Raw genomic sequence first — 23,504 nt, 5'->3', positions numbered from 1 at the left:
CTTAGCCCTTCAGGGTTCGAAGCGATAGCAGGCCACCTCACCAACGGCGAAGAATCCCGCTTCCAGCAACAGCTGCTGGCGGTCGGCGCTGGTCAGCGCCACCGCATGTTTGTGATGGCCCTTCTGTATCTGCCCCACCAGGTAGTGGAACAGGGCCCGGCCGATGCCACGGCCGCGGTAGTTTTCATCCACGAACAGTTCATAGCAGCCCAGGGCATCGGCGGATGCATACAGCGATGCCCCGGCCACGACCTTGCCGTCGAGGCGCCCGGCAAAATAGCGCAGGCGACAGCGTTTGGCTTCCGGCACCCGCGCCAGCGCCTGATAGAACTTGCGAATCTGCGGCCCCTCGCGCTCACCACTATAGGCCTGCGCCTGTAACTGCCCATAGGCATCCAGCGCCTCGGCATCCAGCGGCTCCAGCTGCAGCTTGCCTTTGAGGTCTTCCGGCAAGTCATCCACCGCCGCAAGGTGCACCCTCTCCCCCGCCATCGCCACCATCGAGGGCTGCCGCCTGAGGCCGAGTTCCGCCATCTCCCCTTCGTCCAGCGGCTTGTTGGCACAGTGCCAGAGGGTGAAGGGGCTGTGGCGCTCGCGAAAATAATCCACGGCGAAACGCTGCAGTATCCGCGAGGGCATCACCGCGGTGGTGACTACCTGGTTGAATGTATGCGAGAGCAACCCGCTGTCAGCGCGCAGCACGCCGGTAATCTCCCTGGTGCCATCCACGCTCATCAGGCCCGCGCAATAGTTGGCGCGGGCCTCCAGGTTCCGGTTGACGAGATTTTTGGCGCTGAGACTGTATTTCATGCCCTAAGAATAGCCGCCTTTACCCCGGCACCGCGCCGCATTGCCCGGCCGCAACAGCGGTTTAACACCTCAGGGCAGCTGCAGGTCCACCTGAGTGAGCGCACACTGATCCATGGACAGCGCCGGCTGCTCACAACTGGCATCACCGATCACCCGCGCGGGCACACCGGCCACCAGTTTTTTCTCCGGCACCGACTTCAACACCACGCTGCCCGAGGCCACCTGCGTGCAGCGGCCAATCTCGATATTGCCCAGTACCTTGCTGCCGGCGCCGATCAGTACACCGCGGCGGACTTTCGGGTGGCGGTCACCGCTCTCCTTGCCGGTGCCGCCCAATGTCACGGACTGCATGATGGAAACATTGTCTTCCACCACCGCCGTCTCACCGATCACGATGCCGGTGGCATGGTCCAGCAGAATCCCCTGCCCGAGCGTGGCCGCCGGGTGAATATCGACACTGAACACCACGGAAATCCGGTGCTGCAAGAACAGCGCCAGGGAGCGGCGCTGCTGACGCCAGAGCCAGTGGGCGACCCGATAGGCCTGCAGGGCATGGAAACCCTTGAAGAAAAGAAACGCTTCATAGAGCGACTGGCAGGCGGAATCGCGCTGATAAAACGCGCTCAGGTCGGCGCGCACCGCGCGGCCGATGCCGGCATCCGCCGCCAGCGCCTCATCGATCACCTCCCGGATCAGCAGTGCCGGCGCCACCGCGCTGTCCAGCTTGTTGGCCAGGTGAAAGCTCAGCGCCTGCTCGAGGGTGGCATGGTTGAGGATGGTGGCGTGGAGGAAGCTGGCCAGAATCGGCTCCCGCTCCGCCTGCGTGGCCACCCCGGTGAGAATCTCGCACCACAGGGGATCACTGCTGGGCGCCTTTTGATGGGTTGCCATGGCTCCGTCTATCACTCCTGTTATTCCTCCCTTTATCGCTGCAGACATCCATCACTCCTGTCATCACCAAACTTTCGCCACTCGAATGGCACCGCCCAAGACTCATCACCTCAGAGCCTTGCCGTCAGAGCGCGCCCAATGTCAGCGGCGGCTCCTGCAGCGCCGACTGCTGTTCGCGCAGCGCCAGTATATGTTCCGCCCAGTAGCGCGGCGTGTTGAACCAGGGGAACGCCAGCGGGAAGGCGGGGTCCTGCCAGCGGCGCGCCAGCCAGGCCGCATGGTGTATCTGCCGCAGGCAGCGCAAAGGTTCGACCAGCTGCAGCTCGCGGGGATCGAAAGACGAGAAAGTCTCGTAACCTTCGATTACCGCGTCCAGGTAGGCGGTCTGCTCGGCGCGGTTACCGGAGATCAGCATCCAGATATCCTGTATCGCCGGGCCGGTGAGGCAGTCGTCCAGGTCCACAAACCAGGGGGTTTCATCCCGCCATAAAAAATTGCCCGGGTGACAGTCACCGTGCAAACGCAATTGTCGCCACGACTGCTCGAACAGCGGCGCGATGGTGTCGATGATGTCCGCGGTTACAGTTTCATAGGCCAGACGGTTTTCGCGGGGCAGGAAATCCCCGCTGAGGACAAACTCGCGGCTGTCGATGGCAAAGTGCTGCAGGGTCAGGGCGGGCCGATGCTCGAAGGGCCGTGTGGCACCCACTGCGTGGATGCGCCCCAGCATGGTCCCCACCTGTTCCAGGTGGTCGAAATTATCCAATTCCAGCTGGCGGCCGCCACGGCGCGGGAAAAGGGCAAAACGGAAACCCTCGTGTTCCATCAGGGTCTCGCCATCGAAAGCAAGTGGACCCACCACCGGTATCTCGGCCTCCACCAGTTCGCGGGTAAAGGCGTGTTCCTCGAGTATCTGCGCATCCGTCCAGCGGCCCGGACGATAGAATTTGGCGATCAGCGGCTCCGCGCCCTCGATGCCCACCTGATAGACGCGGTTCTCATAACTATTGAGCGGCAAAATCCGCGCATCGGACCAAAGCCCCATCGATTCGACACTGTCGATGACCCGGTCCGGCGTCAGAGCTTCATAGGGGTGGTGACTGGAGGACATGGGGGGCTACCGGCTGGCTAATGGCCGCCAATGCTAACGCGCCGCGACCAGTGGGCCAACCGCCCTGTTGCGCTGGTCATGGCACAGGCTACTAACGCGTCTCGCGGCTCAGAGCCGTGCCGCAGTCTCCGCGACTCCCGCCAACTCCGGGCCAGTGCGGACATCCCGCGGCCGTGACGGCCTTTTTGGCGACGATGACCCGCTCCGTTGTGGCTGCCTGTCAACCGGAGCACCTGGCTCGCCAGCAAACTGGCAGAGTGATCGCATCACCATGGATATTAACGCTGCCCTCATGCCGCTCCTCCAGAAAGATGGCAACCCCCGCCGGACTGCCTCGATAGTGTGAAGGCTAGCGGTGCGCGCCTGCCTATGGAAATTGGAAGAGGTTATGGTCGCCATTGCCGCTTGCTATTCACCTCTTCTCGGCTGTCCTTATCTGACCTCAGCTGCCCTCAGCTGCCCTCATCTTGGCGAGCATCTGGGCCTCTGCGCATCTCTCACCGGGCTCACCCCGGCCCCCGGCTCACCCCGGCTCGCCACCCGGCACCGATGCGGAGATTCAGGGAGTCCTATGGCGATTCCGGCAAGTGGCAGACCACCTCAATGTTGTGGCCATCCGGGTCGAGCACATAGGCGGCGTAGTAGTTGTCGTGATACTGCGGCCGCAGCCCCGGCGGACCATTGTCCTTGCCGCCGGCTTCGAGCGCGGCACTGTAAAAGTCATCCACCGCCTGGCGATCTTCGGCGCGAAACGCCAGATGCACGGAGCGCGCGGTGGCATTGCCGCCCTTGATCCACAGATCTGGTTTGTCGCCCCAGCCAAACCCCGCCCAACCGTCGAACTCCAGAATCAACTCATAGCCAAGCGGCGCCAGCGCCAGGCGATAGAACTCCTTGCTGCGCTCATAACTGTGAATATGGAGAGCGATATGATCGAGCATCCTGGGCGCTTCCTGCGGGAGCCTGCTTTGCTAAGACTTATAGCGCACCGGGGCGGGGTGTGGCCGGATCAGGGGAAAGCAAGCGACAGCTTTTACCGCATTCACACCGACAAAGACTGATACGGGGCAAATTGTGTCGCGACAGGGTTCCGCCGCCTGAGAGAAAAATCCTACAAGAGCGCGAAAACACTGCCGCGATTTTCTCTCCTGCTGCTTCCCCAGCTTCCTCCCCAGCTTCCCCTCGGCTTCCCACCGATGCTCTCTTTAACTTTCTCGCCGTTTTGCCCCACCTTTCTTATATTTTGTTGTTTGGCGGGGGAATCTCATGCCCCTTCACTCGGCCATACAGCAGAGTTGATGCACCACACCCCATGGGCACGCCTTAGACATCCTTTTTTTGCATGCTCCAGCGGGATTCCAAACTGCCAGCGCGGCGGCGCGCGGGCCGGCGAAGCTTTGGCGTTTGTTCGCATCACCGGTTTTTATAACCGGCCTCCCGTAATCGATTTTCACTGCCGCCGCTGGTGCGCGGTGGACGCGGAATTTTTTGGTACGTCACAGAAATGCTGAAAGCGACAAATAAAAAAGGCGAAACCCGAAGGTTTCGCCTTTCTGCTGCCAGTGTAACCGATGCGGACAGTCGTGCCGCACTAGCGGTTGGCGCGGTGCTCGATCAGTTCATCCACCACCGAGGGATCGGCGAGGGTCGAGGTATCGCCAAGGTTTTCCAGTTCATTGCCGGCGATTTTGCGCAGAATGCGGCGCATGATCTTTCCCGAGCGGGTTTTCGGCAGGCCCGGCGCCCACTGAATAATGTCCGGCTTGGCGATTGGCCCAATCTCCTTCACGCACAGGTCGATCAACTCCTGGCGCAGCGCCTCGGAGGGTTCATGCCCGGCTTTTAGCGTGACGTAAGCGTAAATACCCTGCCCCTTGATATCGTGGGGATAACCCACCACCGCCGCTTCGGCGGTATCCTCGTGCAGCACAATGGCGCTCTCGATTTCCGCCGTACCCAGCCGGTGCCCGGAGACATTGAGCACATCGTCGATGCGGCCGGTAATCCAGTAATAACCATCGCCGTCGCGGCGCGCGCCGTCACCGGTGAAGTAGTAACCGGGGAAAGTGGAAAAATAGGTATCGATCATGCGCTGGTGATCGCCGAACACGGAGCGGATCATGCTGGGCCAGCTGGACTTCATGACCAGGGCGCCCGCGCCTTCGCCAGTGATTTCACAGCCTTCTTCATCCAGCAGGGCCGGCTGCACACCGAAAAACGGCTTGCTGGCGGAACCCGGCTTCATATCAACCGCACCGGGTAACGGCGTGATCAGGTGCGCGCCGGTTTCGGTCTGCCACCAGGTATCGACGATCGGACAGCGCTCCTCGCCCACCACCTCGTAATACCACTCCCAGGCCTCGGGGTTGATGGGCTCGCCCACGGTGCCGAGCAGCTTCAGTGAACTGCGGTTGGTCCGGGTCACAAACTCATCGCCGGCACCCATCAAGGCGCGAATGGCGGTGGGGGCGGTATAGAAAATGTTGACCTGGTGCTTGTCCACCACCTGCCAGCAGCGGGAGGCATCCGGATAGGTGGGAACCCCTTCGAACATCAGGCTGATCGCACCCGCGGACAGGGGGCCGTAGACGATATAGCTGTGCCCGGTGATCCAGCCCACATCGGCGGTACACCAGAAGACATCGCCCTCTTTGTAATCAAAGGTGTACTTGAAGGTCATGGTGGCCATCAGCAGATAGCCGGCGGTGGTGTGCAGCACCCCTTTGGGCTTACCGGTGGAGCCTGAGGTGTAGAGAATAAACAGCGGGTCTTCCGCGCTGACCATTTCCGGCTCGCACTGCGCACTCTGTTCGGCCACGGACTCGCGGTACCAGATATCGCGCTTGGCGAACCAGTCCACATTGGCGCCGGTGCGTTTGACCACGATCGAGGTGTGCACGTCGGGACAGCTGGCGAGCGCCTGGTCCACGTTGGCTTTGAGCGGCACCGTCTTGCCGCCGCGCACCCCCTCGTCGGCGGTGATCACCACCCGGCAGTCGCTGTCGAGGATGCGATCCTTGAGGGAGTCCGGGGAAAAACCGCCGAACACCACCGAGTGCACGGCGCCGATTCGGGCGCAGGCCAGCATCGCGTAGGCCGCCTCGGGGATCATCGGCATATAGATACACACCCGGTCGCCCTTGTTGACGCCACGGGCGCGCAGCAGGTTGCCGAGCCGGCAGACCTGCTCGTGCAGTTCGGCATAGGTGACGGTCTTGCTGTCGGCGGGATCGTCACCCTCCCAGATAAAGGCGGTCTGCTCCGCGCGCGCGGGCAGGTGTCGGTCGATGCAGTTTACCGAGACATTCAATGTGCCATCGGCAAACCAGGCGGCATGGCCGCGCTGCAGGTCCTCTTCACGCACTCGCGAAAAGGGCTGCTGCCACTGCAGGAAGTCCTTGGCCTGCTGGGCCCAGAAGGCGTCGGGGTCCTCGATGGATTGGCGGTAAAGCGTCTCGTAGTCTTCGGCGCGAATATGCGCCTCAGCGGCGAACGCCGCCGGTACGCGGCGGACATGGACTTCGGACATCGTTTTCTTCCTTACTTATTGGTCTTATCAGGCTGCTCGGGCCTCTTGGCAGGCCTCTCGGTCTTCATCGCGCTGCCGCCGGAACATGGCTGCCATTGCCGAGGCGGTCAGTGTGGGCGGCCAGTTATAACATCCAGTGGCGCGAAATGACAACGCTGTCAGCTTGCACCTCCCCTCATCTTACTCCGCCACTTGGCCGGCTGCCGGGAGGCCTTCACAATCGGGCATGGATTGCAGTGCCAATTTTCCGCAAAGCCGGGCACAATTAGCCCGCAAGAAAGTGATCACATTAGAGGTATGTCATGAGCAAGAAACTGTTGCGTATTGTCGAGGGCAGCGGAGCACGGGAAGCCGGTCCGGTCGCCGAGGAGAAACTGCTGGCCGGCAAGCCCCAGCAGCTTACCGAGCACTTCTTTACCAATGCCAAGGAAAACTTCTTCTGCGGCGTGTGGTCTTCCGACGCCGGCAAGTGGAAGCTCAGTTACAGTGAGGACGAGTTCTGCTACATCATCGACGGGGAAGCGGTGATCACCGATGCCGAGGGTCACAGTGAGCGCGTCACCACCGGCGACGCTTTCTGTATTCCCGCCGGCTTCGAGGGCAGCTGGGAAACCATCGGCAGCGTCAAGAAGTTTTACGCCATCTACGAAGAGTAAGGCGGCGCTAATAAAGCAAGGGAAGAATAGGCAGGGAGCGGAAAGGAATCAGCGGCGGTCGGTGGGCCGCCGCCAGTCTATGGCCGCGGTCAAGCGCGTCTTCAGCGCCTTCTCCCGGCCCGACTGGCAGCCTTCCGCGCACAGTTCACAGCTCAATGGATATATTGTCGATCAGTCGCGCCGCGCTGGTGTACATGGCCCCGAGCACGGTGATCTCGCGGTCGTCGTCCGCCGCCGGTTCCAGGTTGCGGCTGTTGCGGATTGAGAAATAATCCACCTGAAAGCCGCTGTCCTCGATCTGCTGGCGCGCTTCCGCCTCCAGCCCGGCAAAATCCCGCCGCCCCTGCTCAATCAGCTCTTTGACCCGGTTCAGGGCCTGATTCAACACCGCCACCCGCGGGCGCTCCTCTGGCGTGATATAGCCGTTGCGGGAGCTCATCGCCAGGCCATCTGGCTCGCGGTGCACCGGCGCCGAGACCACCTCCACCGGGATGCACAGATCCTCCACCATGCGGCGGATCACCGCCAGCTGCTGGAAGTCCTTGATGCCGAATACGGCCTTGTGGGGCTGCACGATATTGAACAGCTTGGCCACCACGGTGGTCACGCCCTCGAAGTGCCCGGGGCGGCTGGCGCCGCACAGCACGTCGGTCATGGCCGGGCACACCACGCGGGTCTGCTGGTCCATGCCGTTGGGGTAGATCTCGCTCTCTTCGGGGTGGAACAAAAAGTCGCATCCCACACCGCGCAGGCGGGCCATATCCTGCTCCATGGTGCGCGGGTACTTATCCCAGTCCTCGTTGAGACCGAACTGCAGGCGATTGACGAAGATGGACACCACTACCAGGTCGCACTGCTGCTGCGCCAGCTTCACCAGCTCGATATGCGCATCGTGCAGGTTGCCCATGGTGGGCACAAAGCCGATGGTCTTGCCGCTTCTGCGCGCCTCGTTCAGCGCTTCGCGCAGGCTCGCCACATGATGAAAAACTTGCATCCCGTTGATCTCCGCTGGGGTAAGCCGAAGCCACCCGGGTGTTCACTGCTGGATAAAATATGCGCGGCATCATACTCGGTGGACCAAGCGTCCACAACATATGGCGCCGGTCAAAAGTAGCACCCCAAAGCCCCTTAAAGAGACCATGCAAAGCGGCAACTCCGGCCACAGGCCCGGGTTCAGGAAAGATTCAGTCGGCGCCACGCAAACTCCTCTCCATCGTATCAGTGGCTGCGCCAGCGGCACCCAGGAGAGCGACATGAAAACCCTACTCAATATCCTCGCAGCCGCCAGCCTGTTGCTGGCCGGCCCTGCCCTCGCCGGCGGCGATCATCGGCACAGCCTGTCCGCAGATGCCGACTCTCCCGGCGCGTCGGCTTTCGGCCGCGCTCACCACAAGGAAAAGCATCACCAGCAGCACAGCCCTCGCGGTCACGGCGACAAGGGCCAACAGCAGAAGCATCCGCAAGAACACCACTACCAGAGCCATAAAAAGAAGCACAAACAGCACCACAAGCAGAGCCACAAGGGCAGCTACCAGAAGCACCACGCCCTTAGCCAACACAAGAGGCGCAAGCACTACCGCCAGCACAGGCACCACTGGCGCCCCGCACATTACGATTACGGCTATCGCTGGCGCCACCTACCGCGCAGCTTTGTTCGCATCAATATTGGCGCCCTGGGCTTTTTTTACAGCGACGGCATTTTCTACCGCCCCCACCACAGCGGTTACGTTGTCGCCAGGGCGCCGATCGGCGCGGTCGTCACCTCTCTTCCCGCCAGTGCCGTCAGCCTGGCTTTCGGCGGCCGCAACTACTTTGTGGCTTATGACACCTTCTACCTCTGGGATCATCACCAGCGGGGCTACCGTATCGTCGAAAACCCCGGCATTCTGTATTGAGCGGCCAAGACCCAGCAGAAATGGCGGCCTATATGGCCGCCTTTTCGCAACTATTCAAGAACATAAAAACCGAACCTTTATTTAGCTTTTATTTTTCCTGCGCAAAGAGCGACAAATTTCTGCGATATTCTTGACGGAATATCCAAGCGCCAAATACCCTCCCGTCATTACCGACTCAGTGAAAACCGAATAAAAATTTAATTTCTGCCGATTAATTTTTTCGGTTTTTGTTTTCTATAGTTATTGCTTTCCCCAAGCGGTGAGCGCACCATTCGCGCCCTTTAAGCCCCTGATCGATAAGACGTCATGAAACAGCAACAAGTACAGGACTGGACCTGCGAAGACTCCGCAGAACTCTACGGTATCCGCAACTGGGGCGCGGGCTATTTCGACCTGAACGATCTCGGCGAAATCACCGTCACCGTCAAGAGCAGCGCCGGCGGCACAAATACCGTGTCGCTGATGGATATCGCCAATGGCGCCATGGAGCGCGGCCTTGGCATGCCATTGCTGCTGCGCATTGAAAACCTGCTCGACGCTCAGGTGGCGCTCATCAACCAGTCCTTTGCCAGCGCCATTGCGCAGTGCGGTTACCGCAATGTATTTCGCGGTGTTTTTCCGATTAAGGTCAACCAGCAGTGTCAGGTGATCGAGGAGATCGCCAGTGCCGGCAAACCATTCGGCCACGGGCTCGAGGCCGGCAGCAAGGCGGAATTGATTACCGCCCTGTCCACCCTCGAAAACACTGACTCGCTGATTGTCTGCAACGGTTATAAGGACGAGGAATTTATCAATCTCGGCCTGCAGGCCCAGCGCCTGGGCGTGCAGGTTTTCTTCGTGGTGGAAACACCGTCGGAAGTCGCCACCATCATCCGCTGCGCCGAGCGCGAAGGTGTGAAGCCCAACATCGGCGTGCGCATCAAACTGGCCTCCAAGGTGGGCGGTTACTGGAACGCCACCAGCGGCGACCGCAGTATTTTCGGCCTCGGCAGTAACGACCTAATCGCCATGGTCGACGAACTGCGCCGCCACGACATGCTCGACTGCCTGAAGCTTCTGCACTACCACCTCGGTTCACAGGTGCCGAATATCCGCGATATCCGCACCGGTGTGCTGGAGGCCTGCCGCTACTATGCGGACCTGGTCGAGGAGGGTGCCGCCATGGGCTACCTGGATCTGGGCGGCGGCCTGGCGGTGGACTACGACGGCTCCAAAACCAACGATACTCACAGCCGCAACTATTCGCTGGACGAGTACTGCGTCGATGTGGTCGAGGCCATTATGGGCACCCTCGACAGCGAGGGCATCGAGCACCCGGTCATCATTACCGAATCCGGCCGCGCCACAGTGGCCTACTCGTCCGTGCTGCTGTTCGACATTCTCGATACCACCCGCTACGAGCCGGTGGCCATTGACCCCGACGGCACCGGCGAGAGCGATCACATCATGCTCCGCAACCTCAAAGAGGCGGTGGATGGCATCAATGCGAACAATCTGCAGGAGAGCTACAACGACGCCCTCTATTACCGCGATGAAATCCGCGCCCTGTACCTGCACGGCCAGGTGAGCCTGCGCGAGCGCGCCAACGCCGAAAACCTGTTTCTGTACGGCGCGCAGAACATACGCGCGCTGCTCGACGAGGTGGATGAAGTACCCGTAGACCTGCAATCGCTGCCGGAGGCGCTGTCGGATATTTATTACGGTAACTTCAGCCTGTTCCAGTCGCTGCCCGACATCTGGGCCATCGACCAGGTTTTCCCGCTGACACCGATTCATCGCCACCGCGAGGCCCCGACCCGCTCCGCCATCATCGCCGACATCACCTGCGACTGTGACGGCAAGATCGATCGCTTTATCGGCCGCCAGGAAGTACAGCGCACCTTGCCCCTGCACGAATTGCGCGAAGGCGAGGATTATATTCTCGGCTCCTTCCTGGTGGGTGCCTACCAGGAGACCCTCGGCGACCTGCACAACCTGTTTGGCGATACCAATGTGGTGAGTGTGCGCATCCACGACGATGGCAGCTTCGACTACAGCCGTGAAATTCACGGAGACAGCATCGCCGACGTATTGAGCTATGTGGAATACCGCCCACAGGATATGTTCGAGCGGTTCCGAAAACTGGCGGAGAAAGCGGTCAAAAATGGCCTTATCACCGCCCAGCAGCGCAAGGACATACTGCACACCTACACCGCCAGCATGAGCGGCTATACCTATTTTGAAAAATAAACCCCGCAGAAGTATCAACCCCGCAAAAGCAAAGATCGCAGCCTGCGGGTGATCGCGACGAACATTAGAGGAGGATTTTCATGGCCCGTGTACTGATTATTGGCGCCGGTGGCGTCGGCCAGGTAGTGGCGCACAAGTGCGCGCAGGTTGATGAAGTGTTCGAGCACATCACCCTTGCGAGCCGCACCAAAAGCAAGTGCGACAAGATCGCGGCGATGCTGCCCCGCAAAATCGATACCGCCGAAGTGGATGCGGACGATGTACCACAACTGGTCAAGCTGATCGAAAAAGTAAAACCGGACCTGGTGATCAATGTGGCTCTGCCCTACCAGGACCTGCATATCATGGATGCCTGCCTGGAAGCCGGCGTGCACTATCTGGATACGGCCAATTACGAGCCGCCGGAAGAGGCCAAGTTCGAATACAAGTGGCAGTGGGCCTATCAGGATAAATTCGAAAAAGCGGGCCTGATGGCGCTGCTCGGCAGCGGTTTCGATCCGGGTGTCACCAGCGTGTTTACCGCCCATGCCAAAAAGCACCATTTCGACCGGATGCAAACCCTCGATATTCTCGACTGCAATGCCGGCGATCACGGCCTGCCGTTCGCCACCAATTTCAATCCCGAGATCAATATCCGCGAGATCACCGCCAACGGCCGCTACTGGGACAACGGCCAGTGGGTGACCACCAAACCGCTTGAGCAAAAGCGCGTGTTCGATTTCCCCGAAGGCATCGGCGAGAAGGATATTTATCTTCTCTACCATGAGGAGCTGGAATCCCTGTCGAAGCACTTCCCGGAGCTGGAGCGGGCGCGCTTCTGGATGACTTTCTCGGCCAATTACCTCAAGCACCTGGAAGTTTTGCAGAATGTCGGCATGACCGGCATCGAGCCGGTGGAGTTCCACGGCCAGGAAATCATCCCGATCCAGTTTTTGAAGGCGCTGCTGCCGGACCCCGCCAGCCTGGGCCCGCTGACCAAGGGCAAAACCTGTATCGGCAATATCATCCGCGGCACCAAGGACGGCAAAGACAAGATCTATTACGTCTACAACATCTGTGATCATCAGGCCTGTTACCGGGAGGTACAGTCCCAGGCGATTTCCTACACCACCGGCGTGCCCGCCATGATCGGTGCCAAGATGATGCTCGAAGGCAAGTGGATGAAGCCGGGAGTATGGAACCTGGAGCAGCTCGATCCGGACCCCTTTATGGCGGACCTGAATCGCTACGGCCTGCCCTGGCAGGAAACCTGGCTCGACCAGGCTTTTCAGTAACCGCCTTCGCACAGGCGGGCGCCGCGGTGCCCGCCCCTGTCAACGCCACGGAATTACCGAGCACCTATGGACCTGACGCCCCGCAAAGACTACTTCGCCGAATTCGATCCCTCTCGTGTGCCCTCCCCCTGTTTCGTCGTCGATGAACAAGCGCTGCGCGACAACCTCGCCGTGCTCGCCGATGTGCAGCAGCGCAGTGGCGCCAAGGTGCTCAGCGCACTGAAAGCCTTTTCCATGTTCAGCGTCGGCCCCATCGTGGCGGAATATCTGAGTGGCGCCTGCGCCAGTGGCCTGCACGAGGCAAAACTGGCCTACGAGGAATACGGCGGTCGCGACCTTGGCCGCGAGGTGCATGTGTTCAGTGCCGGCTACAAAGAAGCGGAGCTGCGTGAAATTCTCACCTTCGCCCACCACGTTATTTTCAATTCCTTTTCGCAGTGGCAGCGCTACAAGCCGCTGTGTCTGGAGGCGCAGCGGCAGCGGCCGCAACTGCGCTTCGGTCTGCGCATCAACCCACAGCATTCCGAAGGGCACACCGCGCTGTACGACCCCTGCGCGCCCTGCTCGCGCCTCGGCATTGTGCGCTCGCTGTTCGACGGCGAGGATCTCAGCGGTATCAGCGGGCTGCACTTCCACACCTTGTGCGAACAGGACTTCGAACCCCTGGCCCGCACCATCGCCGCGGTGGAAGAGAAATTCGGTCACCTGCTCGCGCAAATGGAGTGGGTCAATTTTGGCGGTGGCCACCACATCACGCGGCGGGACTACCAGGTGGACCGCCTTGTGGACGCGGTGCGGGATTTTTCCGCGCGCTACAAGGTCCAGGTCTATCTCGAGCCCGGCGAGGCCGTGGCGCTGTTTGCCGGCATTCTGGTGAGCGAGGTTGTGGATATCGCCTGGAACGGCCAGGATCAGGCCATCCTCGACGCCTCCGCCACCTGTCATATGCCGGACGTGCTGGAAATGCCCTACCGCCCGGAAATCACCGGCGCCGCCCCGCCGGGTGAGCTGCCCCACGGCTATCGTCTCGGCGGACAGAGCTGCCTTGCCGGTGACAGTATCGGTGAGTACAGCTTTCCCGCCCCGCTCAAGGTTGGCGACAGAGTGGTTTTCGAGGAGATGGCTTACTACACCATGGTCAAGACCAACACCTTCAACGGTATTCCGCTGCCGGCCATCGCCCTGTGGAACTCCGCTACCGACGCCCTGCGCATTGTGCGCGAGTTCGGCTATGAAGATTTCAAGAACCGCCTGTCGTAACCGCGCTTACCCCCTTGAGGACAGCACCGATGCTCTCTGACAACGACTTCCCCATTTTCCTCGGCTCCGAGATCGAGCAGCCGCGCCCCGAGGACGCACTGTTTCATGTGCTGCCCATTCCCTACGAGGAGACGGTGTCCTATGGCGGCGGCACCGGCAAGGGTCCGGCGGCGATACTGGAAGCCTCCTGGCAGCTGGAAACCTTTGACAACTTCTCCTCCCCCTGCGAACTGGGCATTTACACCCGCTCCCCGGTCAATGTCAGCGGCGAGGCCGCGCAGGTGATGGAGCGAATCGCCCGCGCCACCCGGGAGATTGTCGAAGCGGGCAAGATGCCGGTGGGTATTGGCGGCGAGCACTCGGTCACCTGGGGGGTTATCAAGGGCTATCTTGACGCCGGCATCACGGATTTCGGCGTGGTCCAGATCGATGCCCACGCCGACCTGCGCGACCGCTACGAAGGCCACAAGCACAGCCACGCCAGCGTCATGCGACTGGTGGTGGAGGCCGGCATTCCGCTCTTTCAACTGGGGATTCGCGCCTACTGCGAAGAGGAGATGGCGGCGCGCACGCAGTACGGCATACACCACCTGGATGCCCACGAGCTGGTGCCCAGCAACGTGCAGAGCTTCAAGCTGCCGGAGAATTTCCCCAGCAAGGTATTTTTCACTCTGGATATCGACGGTATCGATCCGTCGGTTTTCCCCTCCACCGGCACACCGGTCCCCGGTGGTCTCGGCTGGTACCAGACACTGAACCTGTTCGAGTCCGTGGCACAGCAGCGGGAAATTATCGGCTTCGATCTGCTGGAGTTCGCACCCATCGAAGGCTTCCACGCCTACGATTTCGCCGCCGCGCAACTGCTCTACAAACTGATGGGCATCATTCAGCGCAATCGGGCGACTCAAGGCCAATAGCGCTAGCAAGCAGGTGCAGCCTGGACAATAGAGGCAACAGGGGAGGCTGAGGCAACTCAGGAAACAGAGGTAACAGACCGCAGACCCCGGGTTCACACTTCTTAACCAGATGGCGCGACACAGGTCTCCGGGGCCGAGTTAAACTTTCCCCACGGCAGGTCATCGACCCCTGGAGATAAGATGAAAACTCTCAAATTCCTGATCGTCGCCGCGGCACTGGCGGCCCTCGGCGCCTTCGCCTTTGCGCCAGCGGCGGATGCCCGCACCCCCGCACTGGAGCGACACGGTGGACATCATCAGTCCTGGAAGCGCCATCACCACGGAATTCCGCTGCGCAATCCACGCGTCTCCGTGGGCTTCACCATCCCGATCCTGCCCCGCGGCCACCTGAGCCTGGCGGTGGGCGGGCGCCCCTATTATTTTCACGGCGGGCACTTCTATCGCCGCGCAAACAGCGGCTATATCGCCGTGACCGCGCCGCTGGGCGCCGCAATCACCTCCTTACCGGCCGGTGCCGTGCGCATCACCCTGGGCGGCGCAGTCTACTACCAGTACGCAGACACCTATTACCAATGGCACCCCGCCCGCAAAGCCTACCAGGTGGTCGCAGCCCCCTCTGGCCTGGCCGCCTCTGCCCCCAGCGCGACCGCGCCCATAACCGCTGCCTCCACATACACACCCGGTCAGGTGCTGGATACGTTGCCACAGGGCTATACCGCGGAAGTGATCAACGGGATCCAGTACTACCGTTATGGCAGCGACTACTTCATGCCCACCCAGCGGGACGGCCGCGAGGTTTATGTGGTCGTGCAGATCTGACAGGCGGTGTGAATGGCAGATGCAAAAAGGGCGAACCATTGGGTTCGCCCTTTTTGCATCTCAACGTCTGCGCCGGTCTCCGCGGCCACCTGTCAGTCGCCGCCCTGATAGTACTCCGGCGCCAGGTTGTCGAAGCGCGTGTACTTGCCGACGAACGCGGCGCGGCAGGTGCCGATTTCACCGTTACGCTGCTTGCCGATAATCAGCTCCGCCATGCCCTTGTCGGGGCTGTCCTCGTTGTAATACTCGTCCCGGTAAATAAACAGGATGACGTCCGCATCCTGCTCGATGGCACCGGATTCCCGCAGGTCGGAGTTCATCGGCCGCTTGTTGGGGCGCTGCTCGACGCCGCGATTGAGCTGCGACAGGGCGATCACCGGGCAGTTGTACTCTTTGGCCAGCCCTTTCAGGGAGCGGGAGATCTCGGAGATCTCCTGGGTCCGACCTTCGGTGGCTCCCTTCACCTGCATCAGCTGCAAATAGTCGAGCATGATCAGCGCCGGCATGCTCTTGGCCTCGGCCTCCTCGCGGGTCATCCTGGGATTTTCCCGCATCAGCTTGTTGGTGTGATCGCGCACCGTGCGCTTGGTGCGCGCGCGCACTTCACTGGGGGACAGGGCCGGGGTGTCGTCGATATACAGCGCCCGGCCTTTCATCTTCTGCACGGCACTGGAGAGCTTGGGCCAGTCCTCCTCCTGCAGCTTGCCGTTGCGTATGCGCCCCTGGTCGATGCGGCCAATAGAGGACAGCATCCGCATCACCAGCGCATCGGAGGGCATCTCCATGCTGAATACCAGAGTCGGCTTTTCCTGCGACAGCATGGCGGTTTCAATAAAGTTCAGCGCCAGCGCAGTCTTGCCCATGGAGGGACGGGCGGCGAGGATGATCAGTTCGCCCGGCTGCCAGCCGGAAGTGCGCTGATCCAGCTCGGTGAGACCGGTGCCGAGACCGGTGATGTCGCCCTCGGTCTTGAACAGTTCATCGATACGCTCGACGGTCTTCTTGAGCAGGGTATCGACGCCGACGAATCCCCCCTCTTTCGCCCGCCCCTCGGCGATCTCCGCCACACGGCGCTCGGCCATCTGCAGCAAATCCGTGGAGGCCAGGCCACCGGGATTGAAGCTGCTGCGGCTGATCTCGCCGGCGGCGGCGATCAGCTGGCGCAACATGGAGCGTTCGCGCACGATCTTGGCATAGGCGACGATGTTCGCCGCAGAGGGGGTGTTCTCGGCCAGTTCGGCCAGATAGGCGGGACCGCCCACTTCAGCCAGCAGATCGCGGCTGGCCAGCGCCTCGGCCAGGGTGACGATATCGAGGGGCTGCTCCCCGTCCGACAGCTGTGTCATCACCGCGAAGATCTTGCGGTGGCTGGCAACGAAAAAGTCCTGTTCGCCGAGCTGCTCAGCGACACTGTCAAGACGGCTGGAGTCCAGCATCAGGCCGCCGAGCACGGACTGCTCAGCCTCCACCGAATGCGGCAGGGGCGAACTGTCGTCAGCTTGCAGCTCTTCTTCCGGTAAAGCGTACTCTTCGTTCATCGTTGTTCCGGCTACCAAAAACAGATCGGGCGCTGGACTCACAAGGAATCCAGCGCCCGATTGTAGCGCGACTGACGGCGTCTGGGGCCATTCAGAGCGGAGTTACCCGCCCCGGTCCCCCGGCTGCCGCCGGAAGGGCTTATTCGGCTTCGACAACTACCTTGATGGTAGTGACGACGTCGGCGTGCAGCTGCAGGTCGATGTCGTATTCGCCAACTTCGCGCAGGGTGCCCTGCGGCAGGTTGACTTCAGCCTTGGCCACTTCAACGCCGGCAGCGGTGATCGCTTCAGCGATATCGCGGGCGCCGATGGAACCGAACAGCTTGCCTTCGTCACCGGCATTGGCGGCGATGGTGACAACCACCTCGGCCAGCTTCGCAGCGCGGCTCTCCGCCTCGCTCACCTTGGCTGCAGCGGCAGCCTCCAGTTCGGCGCGCTTGGCTTCGAACTCGGCCACATTGGCCGGGGTCGCGGCAACGGCCTTGCCGGAGGGCAGCAGGAAGTTGCGGCCATAACCAGCCTTCACTTCAACGCGGTCGCCCACGTTGCCCAGTTTCACTACTTTATCGAGCAGAATAACTTCCATCTCGGTGTCCTCAATTTCAGTTGTATGCGTTCGCAGCTACTTGTTTTCAGCGCGAGCGCGAATATCTATCCAGCTATCTATCAACGCCAGGCCACACAGAAAGCCTGCCAGCGGCAGAGCCGCAATCACCAGCGAGACATACATGGCCACCAAAGGCCCCCTGCCCCAGCCGCGCCTGGCGACCATCCAGTGGATCAGGGCGATACCCGCCACCACCATTGGGAACGCCATGAGCGCACCCCAGAAGGCATAGTCCTCGGTCACCAGACAGTATACCCAGGCCAGCATGCCGATCGCGGCCAGCGGCAGCGGCATACGCAACTGGTGAAACTCCTGACGGAAACCGCCGGGGTTGTACAGCATCGCCTGCCACCAGCGCCCCACCACCAGGGCCAGAGTCGCGGTGATCGCCGAGATCCAGCTCAGGTAGCCCGTGACGATCGGCTCACTGGTGAACACCTTCTGCAGCTGCTCCGCCTGAGCGCCGCCGGACTCCTCCGCCGCCGCCAACAGGCTTTGCACCAGGCCGCCACTGAAGTGCGCCGTGAGCGCAATACCAATGGCCGCAACCGCAGTGATCAGCACCAGAGCCTGTGTCCAGGAGCGGCTGCTGCGCAGTGCCACCGAGCCGCAGAACACCGCGGCCAGATGGGTTACCGCAAGCCCGGTCATCAGCGGCGATACGTAACCACTCATGCCGGCGGTGACCACCGGCAACAGCGCCCAGGCCAGAACCATCAGGCCTTCACTGCTGCCGCGGCGCAGGCTGACCAGCGCCAGCGCTGCCGGGCTGATCAGCGGGATACCCACCATAGTGATGAGCACCGCGCGCACACGCCCGCGCATAATGAACTCTGCCAGGGCGCGCACGACTAGATAGCTTCTCTAATAAATCGTTTAAGCAACGAAAGCCTCTTAAGAAGCCGCTTAGGCTTCGTGGCTGTCCGTGTACGGCAGCAGCGCCAGGTAACGGGCGCGCTTGACCGCGGTAGCCAGCTGACGCTGATACTTGGCCTTGGTACCGGTGATACGGCTCGGAACGATTTTGCCAGTTTCAGAAATGTAGGCTTTCAGGGTATCGAGATCTTTGTAATCGATACGCTTAGTGCCTTCGGCGGTGAAACGGCAGAACTTACGACGACGGAAAAAACGTGCCATCTGAATATCCCCTTATTCTTCGCTTTCAGCGTTATCGGAAGACTCGGCTTCCTCGGAGGAGCTGTCCTGTTCAGAACGCTCACGACGCTCGGAGCGCTCGGTACGCTCGGCGCGCGCAGCCTTGCGCTCACGGCTCTCTTTTTCCGCCTTCATGATCGGGCTCTCTTCAGTGATCGCCTCGTCTTCGCGGATAACCATGTTGCGCAGTACTGCGTCGTTGTAGCGGAAGTTGGTGGTCAGCTCTTCCAGAGCCTCTTCCGTGCACTCCACGTTCATCAGAACGTAGTGAGCTTTGTGGATCTTGTTGATCGGGTAGGCCAGACGGCGACGGCCCCAGTCTTCCAGACGGTGAACCTGTCCACCGCTGTCTTTGATGGAAGCGCTGTAGCGTTCCACCATGCCAGGTACCTGCTCGCTCTGATCCGGGTGGACCAGGAATACAATTTCGTAATGACGCATTTTTGCTCCTTACGGGTTAAACAGCCTCCCGGCTAATCCGGTGAGGCAAGGAGTACAACAGGCTCCGCAAACCGCGGACCCCATTGCGGGCGGCGTATTCTATGCGCACGCCCAACTGGTTGCAAGTTGACCGATTCCGCCCGCCGGCACAGCGAGGCATCGCTTATGGCCACTCGGCCGGGGTTAAGTGGAGCCGTGGAACCAGCTGGGACCAGTGGAGCCAGGTGGCACTGGGTCGCGCCGGACGGCGCCATCGATTCAGGTTGCCGAACTGCGCTGGCGCACCGCCTCGAACAGGCAGACCCCGGTGGCCACCGAGACGTTGAGACTGCTCACCTCGCCGGCCATGGGAATTTTCAGCAGGTGATCGCAGTGCTCGCGGGTGAGACGGCGCAGGCCGGAGCCCTCAGCGCCCATCACCAGTGCCAGAGGGCCGGTAAGCTGCGCCTCATAGACACTCTGCTGCGCCTCGCCGGCGGCGCCAAAAATCCACACCCCCGCCTGCTGCAGTTTCTGCAGCGACCGCGCCAGGTTGGTCACGGTGACAAACGGCAATACCTCCGCCGCACCGCAGGCCACCTTGCGCGCGGTGGGCGTGAGCCCGGCGGACTTGTCCTTGGGGGCGATTACCGCATGCACACCGGCGGCCTCCGCAGAGCGCAGGCAGGCGCCCAGGTTATGCGGATCGGTGACGCCGTCGAGCACCAGCAGAAAAGGCGCCTCCTGCCGTTGCTGCAGGTCCTCGAGCAGCTCCTGCAGGTAGCGCTCGTCGTACACGCGGGTCCTGCCCGCGCACACGGCCACCACGCCCTGGTGATTGCCCTCGTCACCCACCTTGTCGTCGAGGGCGCGGCGGTCGACGAAACTGACCGCGATATCGTTCTTCTCCGCCTGAGCGATGATCTTCTGCAACCGCTGGTCGCGACGACCGCGCAGCAGCAACAGCTGCTGGACCTGCTGCGGAGAGCCTTTCAACAGTGCCTGCACCGCGTGCAGGCCGTAGACCAATTCTTCTGACACGACTTATTTCTTCTTGCTCTTGGACGAGCCGCTGCGGCTCGATTTCTTTTTGCCGCTGGCGGATTTCTTCTTCGCCTTGCCGGCTTTTTCAGCCTTCTGCGCCGCCTTGCGCGCGGCGACCGCCGGCCGCTTGCCGCCCTTGCGGGTCGGCGAGCGCCGGGGGCCGCGACGACGCTTCGGCTCCTCGCCACCGCCCTCGCGGGGCTCTACTGCTTCGCGCGCCTCCAGCCCCTCACCAGCTTCCAATTCCCTGCGCTTTGCAACCTCTTCGGTTCCGCGGTGGGGCTCGACCTCCACGCCTGGGTCTGCCACCACCGGCACGGCGTCACCGGAACCCACCTTGCGCTTGCGGTACGGCGCCTCTCCGGCAGCACTTTGCGGTCGCGTCTTCCAGGGCGACGGTTTAGCGCCCGCTGCAGTCTCCTTGTCTGCCCTCTCAGCAGCGCCCTTACCGGCCCCTTGGCCAGCACCCTGACCAGCGCCACTGGCTTCTTGGCCAGCGCCGCTGTGAGCACCTTTAGCGCCTTCTTTACGGCCACTTTTGCCGCCGTGACTGGCGCCCGTCTCGCCGCCCGCCACGGGGGCATCGTGCCTTTTTGCTGTCCTGGCCTGGCTTGGCGTCTTGGTCTGAATTGGCGTCTTGGCCTCGGCTTTGGTCTTGCTCTTGCGCTGCCGCTCGCGCTGGTGCTCCACCGCCATTTCCATGGCCCGCGAGCTGACTTTGGTATTCTCGCGCTTGGGTCGCGGCAATAGCTCCCCGAGCAGGAAATCCACCTTGCGCTCATCCAGGTCCACCCGCGCCACCTGCACCGTCACCGGGTCACCGAGATGGTAGCGAACGCCGCTGCGCTCACCCACCAGCCGCTGGTGCGCCTGCTCAAAGCGATAGTAATCCTTGGGCAGTGAGCTGACATGGATCAGCCCCTCCACGTAGAAGTCCGTCAGTTCCACAAACAGGCCAAAGCCGGTCACGGCACTGACGACACCGGGGTAGGTCTCGCCCACGTGCTCCTGCAGGTATTCGCACTTGAGCCAGCTGACCACATCGCGGGTGGCGTCATCGGCGCGGCGCTCGGTCATGGAACAGTGTTCGCCGAGCTGGGTCATGGCGGCCATGTCATAGGGCAGGATTCGCGCGCGGGGAATCGCCTCGGCGCCGGCAACCGGCTGGACCTTGTTCGCCACCGCAGAATCGTTGGCGCTGCCATTGAGGATCAGCCAGCGCAAGGCGCGGTGCAGCAGCAGGTCCGGATAGCGGCGAATCGGTGAAGTGAAGTGCGCGTAGGCATCGTAGTCGAGGCCGAAGTGACCGCGATTCTCGGGCTGGTAAACCGCCTGATTCATGGAGCGCAGCAGCATCATCTGGATAATGTGCGCATCGACACGCCCCTCCACCTGCTCGAGCAGCAACTGGAAATCCATCGGTTGCGGCTCGGCGCCACCGGGCAGGCGCAGGCCGAGTTCGCCCAGATACTCGCGCAGATTGCTGAGTTTTTCTTCCTTGGGCACGTCGTGCACCCGATAGAGCGCCGGCAGCTCCGACAGTTCCATCAATCTGGCCGCGCAGACATTGGCGGCCAGCATGCATTCCTCGATCAGCTTGTGGGCGTCGTTGCGCTGCACCGGCACGATGCGCTCGATCTTGCGCTGGTCATCGAAAATAATCCGCGTTTCCGTGGTTTCAAAATCGATGGCACCGCGACGGTCGCGGGCACCGCGCAATGCCCGGTAGAGATCGTTTAAGTTGTCGAGATGTGGCACCAGCGCCGCATACTGCTTGCGAATACCGCTGTCGCGATCGTCGCGCTCGGCAATAATCTGCCCGACTTTGCTGTAGGTTAACCGCGCGTGACTGCGCATCACCCCTTCGAAGAAGCGGTAATCGGCGATATTGCCCGCGGTATCGATGTGCATTTCGCACACCATGCACAAACGGTCGACGTCCGGGTTCAGGGAGCAGAGGCCGTTGGAGAGTTTCTCCGGCAACATCGGCACCACAAAATCCGGGAAGTACACCGAGTTGCCACGACTGTGCGCTTCTACATCCAGAGCGGTGCCGGGGCGCACGTAATGGGACACATCGGCGATCGCCACCAGCAACCTCCAGCTGCCGTCAGCCTGCACCTCACAGAAAACCGCATCGTCGAAATCCCGCGCATCCTCGCCGTCGATGGTAACCAGCGGCAGCTGGCGCAGGTCGACGCGGGCCTTCTTGTCCTCTTCAAGCACCTCGTCGGCGATCATGTCCGTCTCGGCCAGCACCGCCGCCGGCCATTCGTGGGGAATGTCGTAATTGCGGATGGCGACATCGATCTCCATCCCCGGAGCCAGGTGATCCCCCAGCACCTCCACCACTTCTCCCTGGGGCAGCACATCGCGGCCCGGCTGCCGGGTGATATTGACCACCACATACTGGCCATCCCCGGCCCCGGCGGTCTTGTCTTCCGCCACCATCACATCCAGGTTGATGCGGGTATTTTCCGGGCGCACAAAACAGATGCCGCCCTCGCGGTGCAGGCGCCCGGCCAACTGCTGGGTATTGTGCTTGATGACCCGCACCACCGCGCCCTCGCGCTTGCCGCGAAAGCCCCCCGGCGTTTCCCGCACCAGCACCTCGTCGCCATCAAAGACCTTGCGCATCTGCCGGTGGGCGAGGAACAGGTCGTCGCCACCATCGCGGGGGGACACAAAGCCGAAGCCATCGCGGTGGCCGATCACGCGTCCGCGCACCAGGCTCATCTTATCGAGCACGCCGAAATCCCCGGCGCGGTTGCTGGCGATCTCGCCGTCCCGGGACATGGCGATCAAGCGCCGGCGCACACCTTCGCGGCGATCCTCGTCGTCGATCTCGAGCGCGTCGGCGACGGACTCCCAGGGCACCGGGCCGGGTTGCTGCTCGAGCAGCTGCAGCAGGAACTCGCGGCTGGGAACCGGCTTGTCGTACTTCTCCGCCTCGCGCTGGGCGTGGGGATCTTCATTCATCTGGGTTTTCTTCTGAGTCAAAACAGCTTCCATTGTCTGGGGCAGCCGCCCCTCTGGGCGACTCCCGGGGGAGTCCCGGGGAAATTGAGGATGCGCAACGGGGGTAATAGGTGACCGGTACAGAACGCCCGGTGTTCAAGTTGCACTTTGGGAGGATTATAAGCGATTTATGCCGCGATCCCGACCGTTGACGACAATGTTGAATTCGGCGCACCAAAAGCGTTGACACCCCCGGGGGAAATCTCTATAGTCCGCGTCCTCAACGGAGCACCGTTGATTTGCCCAGGTGGCGGAATTGGTAGACGCGCTAGCTTCAGGTGCTAGTGACCGCAAGGTCGTGGAAGTTCAAGTCTTCTCCTGGGCACCAATT

20 protein-coding genes and 1 tRNA gene are annotated in these 23,504 nt (G+C 61.6%); 8 read left to right on the top strand and 13 right to left on the bottom strand.

The genetic code is table 11. From position 1 onward, the window contains the following. Positions 1 to 9 precede the first annotated feature (9 nt). From ABEA58_RS04625 to acs, 5 genes are all read right to left on the bottom strand, one after another. Positions 10 to 810, bottom strand: a complete 801-nt coding sequence (locus ABEA58_RS04625; protein WP_345549291.1) for a GNAT family N-acetyltransferase — start codon at positions 808 to 810, stop codon at positions 10 to 12. Positions 811 to 879: 69 nt separating this feature from the next. After that, positions 880 to 1,701: a serine O-acetyltransferase gene (gene cysE / locus ABEA58_RS04620; protein ID WP_345549289.1), complete on the bottom strand. Its 822-nt coding sequence runs from the start codon at positions 1,699 to 1,701 to the stop codon at positions 880 to 882. A gap of 124 nt (positions 1,702 to 1,825) precedes the next feature. Beyond that, positions 1,826 to 2,812: a serine/threonine protein kinase gene (locus ABEA58_RS04615; protein ID WP_345549287.1), complete on the bottom strand. Its 987-nt coding sequence runs from the start codon at positions 2,810 to 2,812 to the stop codon at positions 1,826 to 1,828. Between the two features lie 569 nt (positions 2,813 to 3,381). Beyond that, positions 3,382 to 3,753 carry a VOC family protein gene (locus ABEA58_RS04610; RefSeq protein ID WP_345549286.1) on the bottom strand — a complete coding sequence of 124 codons (372 nt, stop codon included), beginning with the start codon at positions 3,751 to 3,753 and terminating at the stop codon, positions 3,382 to 3,384. 650 nt (positions 3,754 to 4,403) lie between these two features. Continuing rightward, positions 4,404 to 6,341, bottom strand: a complete 1,938-nt coding sequence (gene acs, locus ABEA58_RS04605; RefSeq protein WP_345549284.1) for an acetate--CoA ligase — start codon at positions 6,339 to 6,341, stop codon at positions 4,404 to 4,406. Positions 6,342 to 6,643: 302 nt separating this feature from the next. Here acs and ABEA58_RS04600 point away from each other — a divergent pair, with 302 nt between their 5' ends. Beyond that, the gene (locus ABEA58_RS04600; protein WP_345549282.1) at positions 6,644 to 6,997 is read left to right on the top strand and encodes a cupin domain-containing protein; all 354 of its coding nucleotides are present in this window, start codon (positions 6,644 to 6,646) and stop codon (positions 6,995 to 6,997) included. Between the two features lie 145 nt (positions 6,998 to 7,142). On the opposite strand, the gene panC is transcribed toward ABEA58_RS04600, so the two are convergent. After that, entirely contained in the window at positions 7,143 to 7,991 is an 849-nt protein-coding gene (gene panC, locus ABEA58_RS04595; RefSeq protein ID WP_345549281.1) for a pantoate--beta-alanine ligase, read from the bottom strand. 259 nt (positions 7,992 to 8,250) lie between these two features. Between panC and ABEA58_RS04590 the strand changes: the two genes are divergently transcribed. The 6 genes from ABEA58_RS04590 to ABEA58_RS04565 all read left to right on the top strand — a co-directional run bounded on the left by ABEA58_RS04590 (position 8,251) and on the right by ABEA58_RS04565 (position 15,391). Then, a complete protein-coding gene (locus ABEA58_RS04590; protein ID WP_345549279.1) occupies positions 8,251 to 8,892 on the top strand; it encodes a DUF6515 family protein in 642 nt (213 codons plus the stop codon). A 306-nt stretch (positions 8,893 to 9,198) separates the two neighbouring features. After that, on the top strand, positions 9,199 to 11,121 hold the full coding sequence (gene speA / locus ABEA58_RS04585) for a biosynthetic arginine decarboxylase (RefSeq protein ID WP_345549277.1): 1,923 nt from the start codon (positions 9,199 to 9,201) through the stop codon (positions 11,119 to 11,121). A gap of 80 nt (positions 11,122 to 11,201) precedes the next feature. Beyond that, positions 11,202 to 12,395: a saccharopine dehydrogenase family protein gene (locus ABEA58_RS04580; RefSeq protein ID WP_345549276.1), complete on the top strand. Its 1,194-nt coding sequence runs from the start codon at positions 11,202 to 11,204 to the stop codon at positions 12,393 to 12,395. Positions 12,396 to 12,461: 66 nt separating this feature from the next. Further along, on the top strand, positions 12,462 to 13,655 hold the full coding sequence (gene nspC / locus ABEA58_RS04575; protein WP_345549275.1) for a carboxynorspermidine decarboxylase: 1,194 nt from the start codon (positions 12,462 to 12,464) through the stop codon (positions 13,653 to 13,655). A 29-nt stretch (positions 13,656 to 13,684) separates the two neighbouring features. Beyond that, entirely contained in the window at positions 13,685 to 14,572 is an 888-nt protein-coding gene (gene speB, locus ABEA58_RS04570) for an agmatinase (RefSeq protein ID WP_345549274.1), read from the top strand. Positions 14,573 to 14,752: 180 nt separating this feature from the next. Continuing rightward, a complete protein-coding gene (locus tag ABEA58_RS04565) occupies positions 14,753 to 15,391 on the top strand; it encodes a DUF6515 family protein (RefSeq protein ID WP_345549272.1) in 639 nt (212 codons plus the stop codon). Positions 15,392 to 15,483: 92 nt separating this feature from the next. On the opposite strand, the gene dnaB is transcribed toward ABEA58_RS04565, so the two are convergent. The 7 genes from dnaB to rnr form a co-directional block, all read right to left on the bottom strand. Continuing rightward, complete coding sequence (gene dnaB / locus ABEA58_RS04560) at positions 15,484 to 16,929, bottom strand: replicative DNA helicase (protein WP_345549271.1); 1,446 nt, start codon at positions 16,927 to 16,929, stop codon at positions 15,484 to 15,486. Between the two features lie 139 nt (positions 16,930 to 17,068). Further along, entirely contained in the window at positions 17,069 to 17,515 is a 447-nt protein-coding gene (gene rplI, locus ABEA58_RS04555; protein WP_345549269.1) for a 50S ribosomal protein L9, read from the bottom strand. Between the two features lie 36 nt (positions 17,516 to 17,551). Next, entirely contained in the window at positions 17,552 to 18,385 is an 834-nt protein-coding gene (locus ABEA58_RS04550; RefSeq protein WP_345549268.1) for a hypothetical protein, read from the bottom strand. Positions 18,386 to 18,442: 57 nt separating this feature from the next. Then, the gene (gene rpsR / locus ABEA58_RS04545) at positions 18,443 to 18,673 is read right to left on the bottom strand and encodes a 30S ribosomal protein S18 (protein ID WP_345549266.1); all 231 of its coding nucleotides are present in this window, start codon (positions 18,671 to 18,673) and stop codon (positions 18,443 to 18,445) included. A 12-nt stretch (positions 18,674 to 18,685) separates the two neighbouring features. Then, positions 18,686 to 19,132, bottom strand: coding sequence for a 30S ribosomal protein S6 (gene rpsF, locus ABEA58_RS04540; RefSeq protein WP_345549264.1), 447 nt, complete (start codon positions 19,130 to 19,132; stop codon positions 18,686 to 18,688). A 258-nt stretch (positions 19,133 to 19,390) separates the two neighbouring features. Further along, on the bottom strand, positions 19,391 to 20,152 hold the full coding sequence (gene rlmB / locus ABEA58_RS04535) for a 23S rRNA (guanosine(2251)-2'-O)-methyltransferase RlmB (protein ID WP_345549262.1): 762 nt from the start codon (positions 20,150 to 20,152) through the stop codon (positions 19,391 to 19,393). Between the two features lie 3 nt (positions 20,153 to 20,155). After that, entirely contained in the window at positions 20,156 to 23,155 is a 3,000-nt protein-coding gene (rnr, locus tag ABEA58_RS04530; RefSeq protein ID WP_345549260.1) for a ribonuclease R, read from the bottom strand. Between the two features lie 259 nt (positions 23,156 to 23,414). On the opposite strand from rnr, the gene ABEA58_RS04525 reads away from it, so the two are divergent. Next, positions 23,415 to 23,501, top strand: a tRNA-Leu gene (locus tag ABEA58_RS04525). The last annotated feature ends 3 nt before the right edge of the window (positions 23,502 to 23,504 follow it).

Origin of the sequence: Microbulbifer aestuariivivens (assembly GCF_039545115.1) — a bacterium.
GTDB lineage: Bacteria > Pseudomonadota > Gammaproteobacteria > Pseudomonadales > Cellvibrionaceae > Microbulbifer > Microbulbifer aestuariivivens.
The sequence above is the reverse complement of the archived record's forward strand: the minus strand, read 5'-3'. Positions and strand labels throughout refer to the sequence as shown.

Coding starts and splice junctions, on each gene's coding strand:
- ABEA58_RS04600 (WP_345549282.1), top strand. CDS start 6,644: ATGAGCAAGAAACTGTTGCGTATTGTCGAGGGCAGCGGAGCACGGGAA.
- ABEA58_RS04565 (WP_345549272.1), top strand. CDS start 14,753: ATGAAAACTCTCAAATTCCTGATCGTCGCCGCGGCACTGGCGGCCCTC.
- ABEA58_RS04610 (WP_345549286.1), bottom strand. CDS start 3,753: ATGCTCGATCATATCGCTCTCCATATTCACAGTTATGAGCGCAGCAAG.
- rpsF (WP_345549264.1), bottom strand. CDS start 19,132: ATGCGTCATTACGAAATTGTATTCCTGGTCCACCCGGATCAGAGCGAG.
- acs (WP_345549284.1), bottom strand. CDS start 6,341: ATGTCCGAAGTCCATGTCCGCCGCGTACCGGCGGCGTTCGCCGCTGAG.
- ABEA58_RS04580 (WP_345549276.1), top strand. CDS start 11,202: ATGGCCCGTGTACTGATTATTGGCGCCGGTGGCGTCGGCCAGGTAGTG.
- ABEA58_RS04590 (WP_345549279.1), top strand. CDS start 8,251: ATGAAAACCCTACTCAATATCCTCGCAGCCGCCAGCCTGTTGCTGGCC.
- dnaB (WP_345549271.1), bottom strand. CDS start 16,929: ATGAACGAAGAGTACGCTTTACCGGAAGAAGAGCTGCAAGCTGACGAC.
- speB (WP_345549274.1), top strand. CDS start 13,685: ATGCTCTCTGACAACGACTTCCCCATTTTCCTCGGCTCCGAGATCGAG.
- rplI (WP_345549269.1), bottom strand. CDS start 17,515: ATGGAAGTTATTCTGCTCGATAAAGTAGTGAAACTGGGCAACGTGGGC.
- nspC (WP_345549275.1), top strand. CDS start 12,462: ATGGACCTGACGCCCCGCAAAGACTACTTCGCCGAATTCGATCCCTCT.
- ABEA58_RS04625 (WP_345549291.1), bottom strand. CDS start 810: ATGAAATACAGTCTCAGCGCCAAAAATCTCGTCAACCGGAACCTGGAG.
- panC (WP_345549281.1), bottom strand. CDS start 7,991: ATGCAAGTTTTTCATCATGTGGCGAGCCTGCGCGAAGCGCTGAACGAG.
- cysE (WP_345549289.1), bottom strand. CDS start 1,701: ATGGCAACCCATCAAAAGGCGCCCAGCAGTGATCCCCTGTGGTGCGAG.
- ABEA58_RS04615 (WP_345549287.1), bottom strand. CDS start 2,812: ATGTCCTCCAGTCACCACCCCTATGAAGCTCTGACGCCGGACCGGGTC.
- speA (WP_345549277.1), top strand. CDS start 9,199: ATGAAACAGCAACAAGTACAGGACTGGACCTGCGAAGACTCCGCAGAA.
- rpsR (WP_345549266.1), bottom strand. CDS start 18,673: ATGGCACGTTTTTTCCGTCGTCGTAAGTTCTGCCGTTTCACCGCCGAA.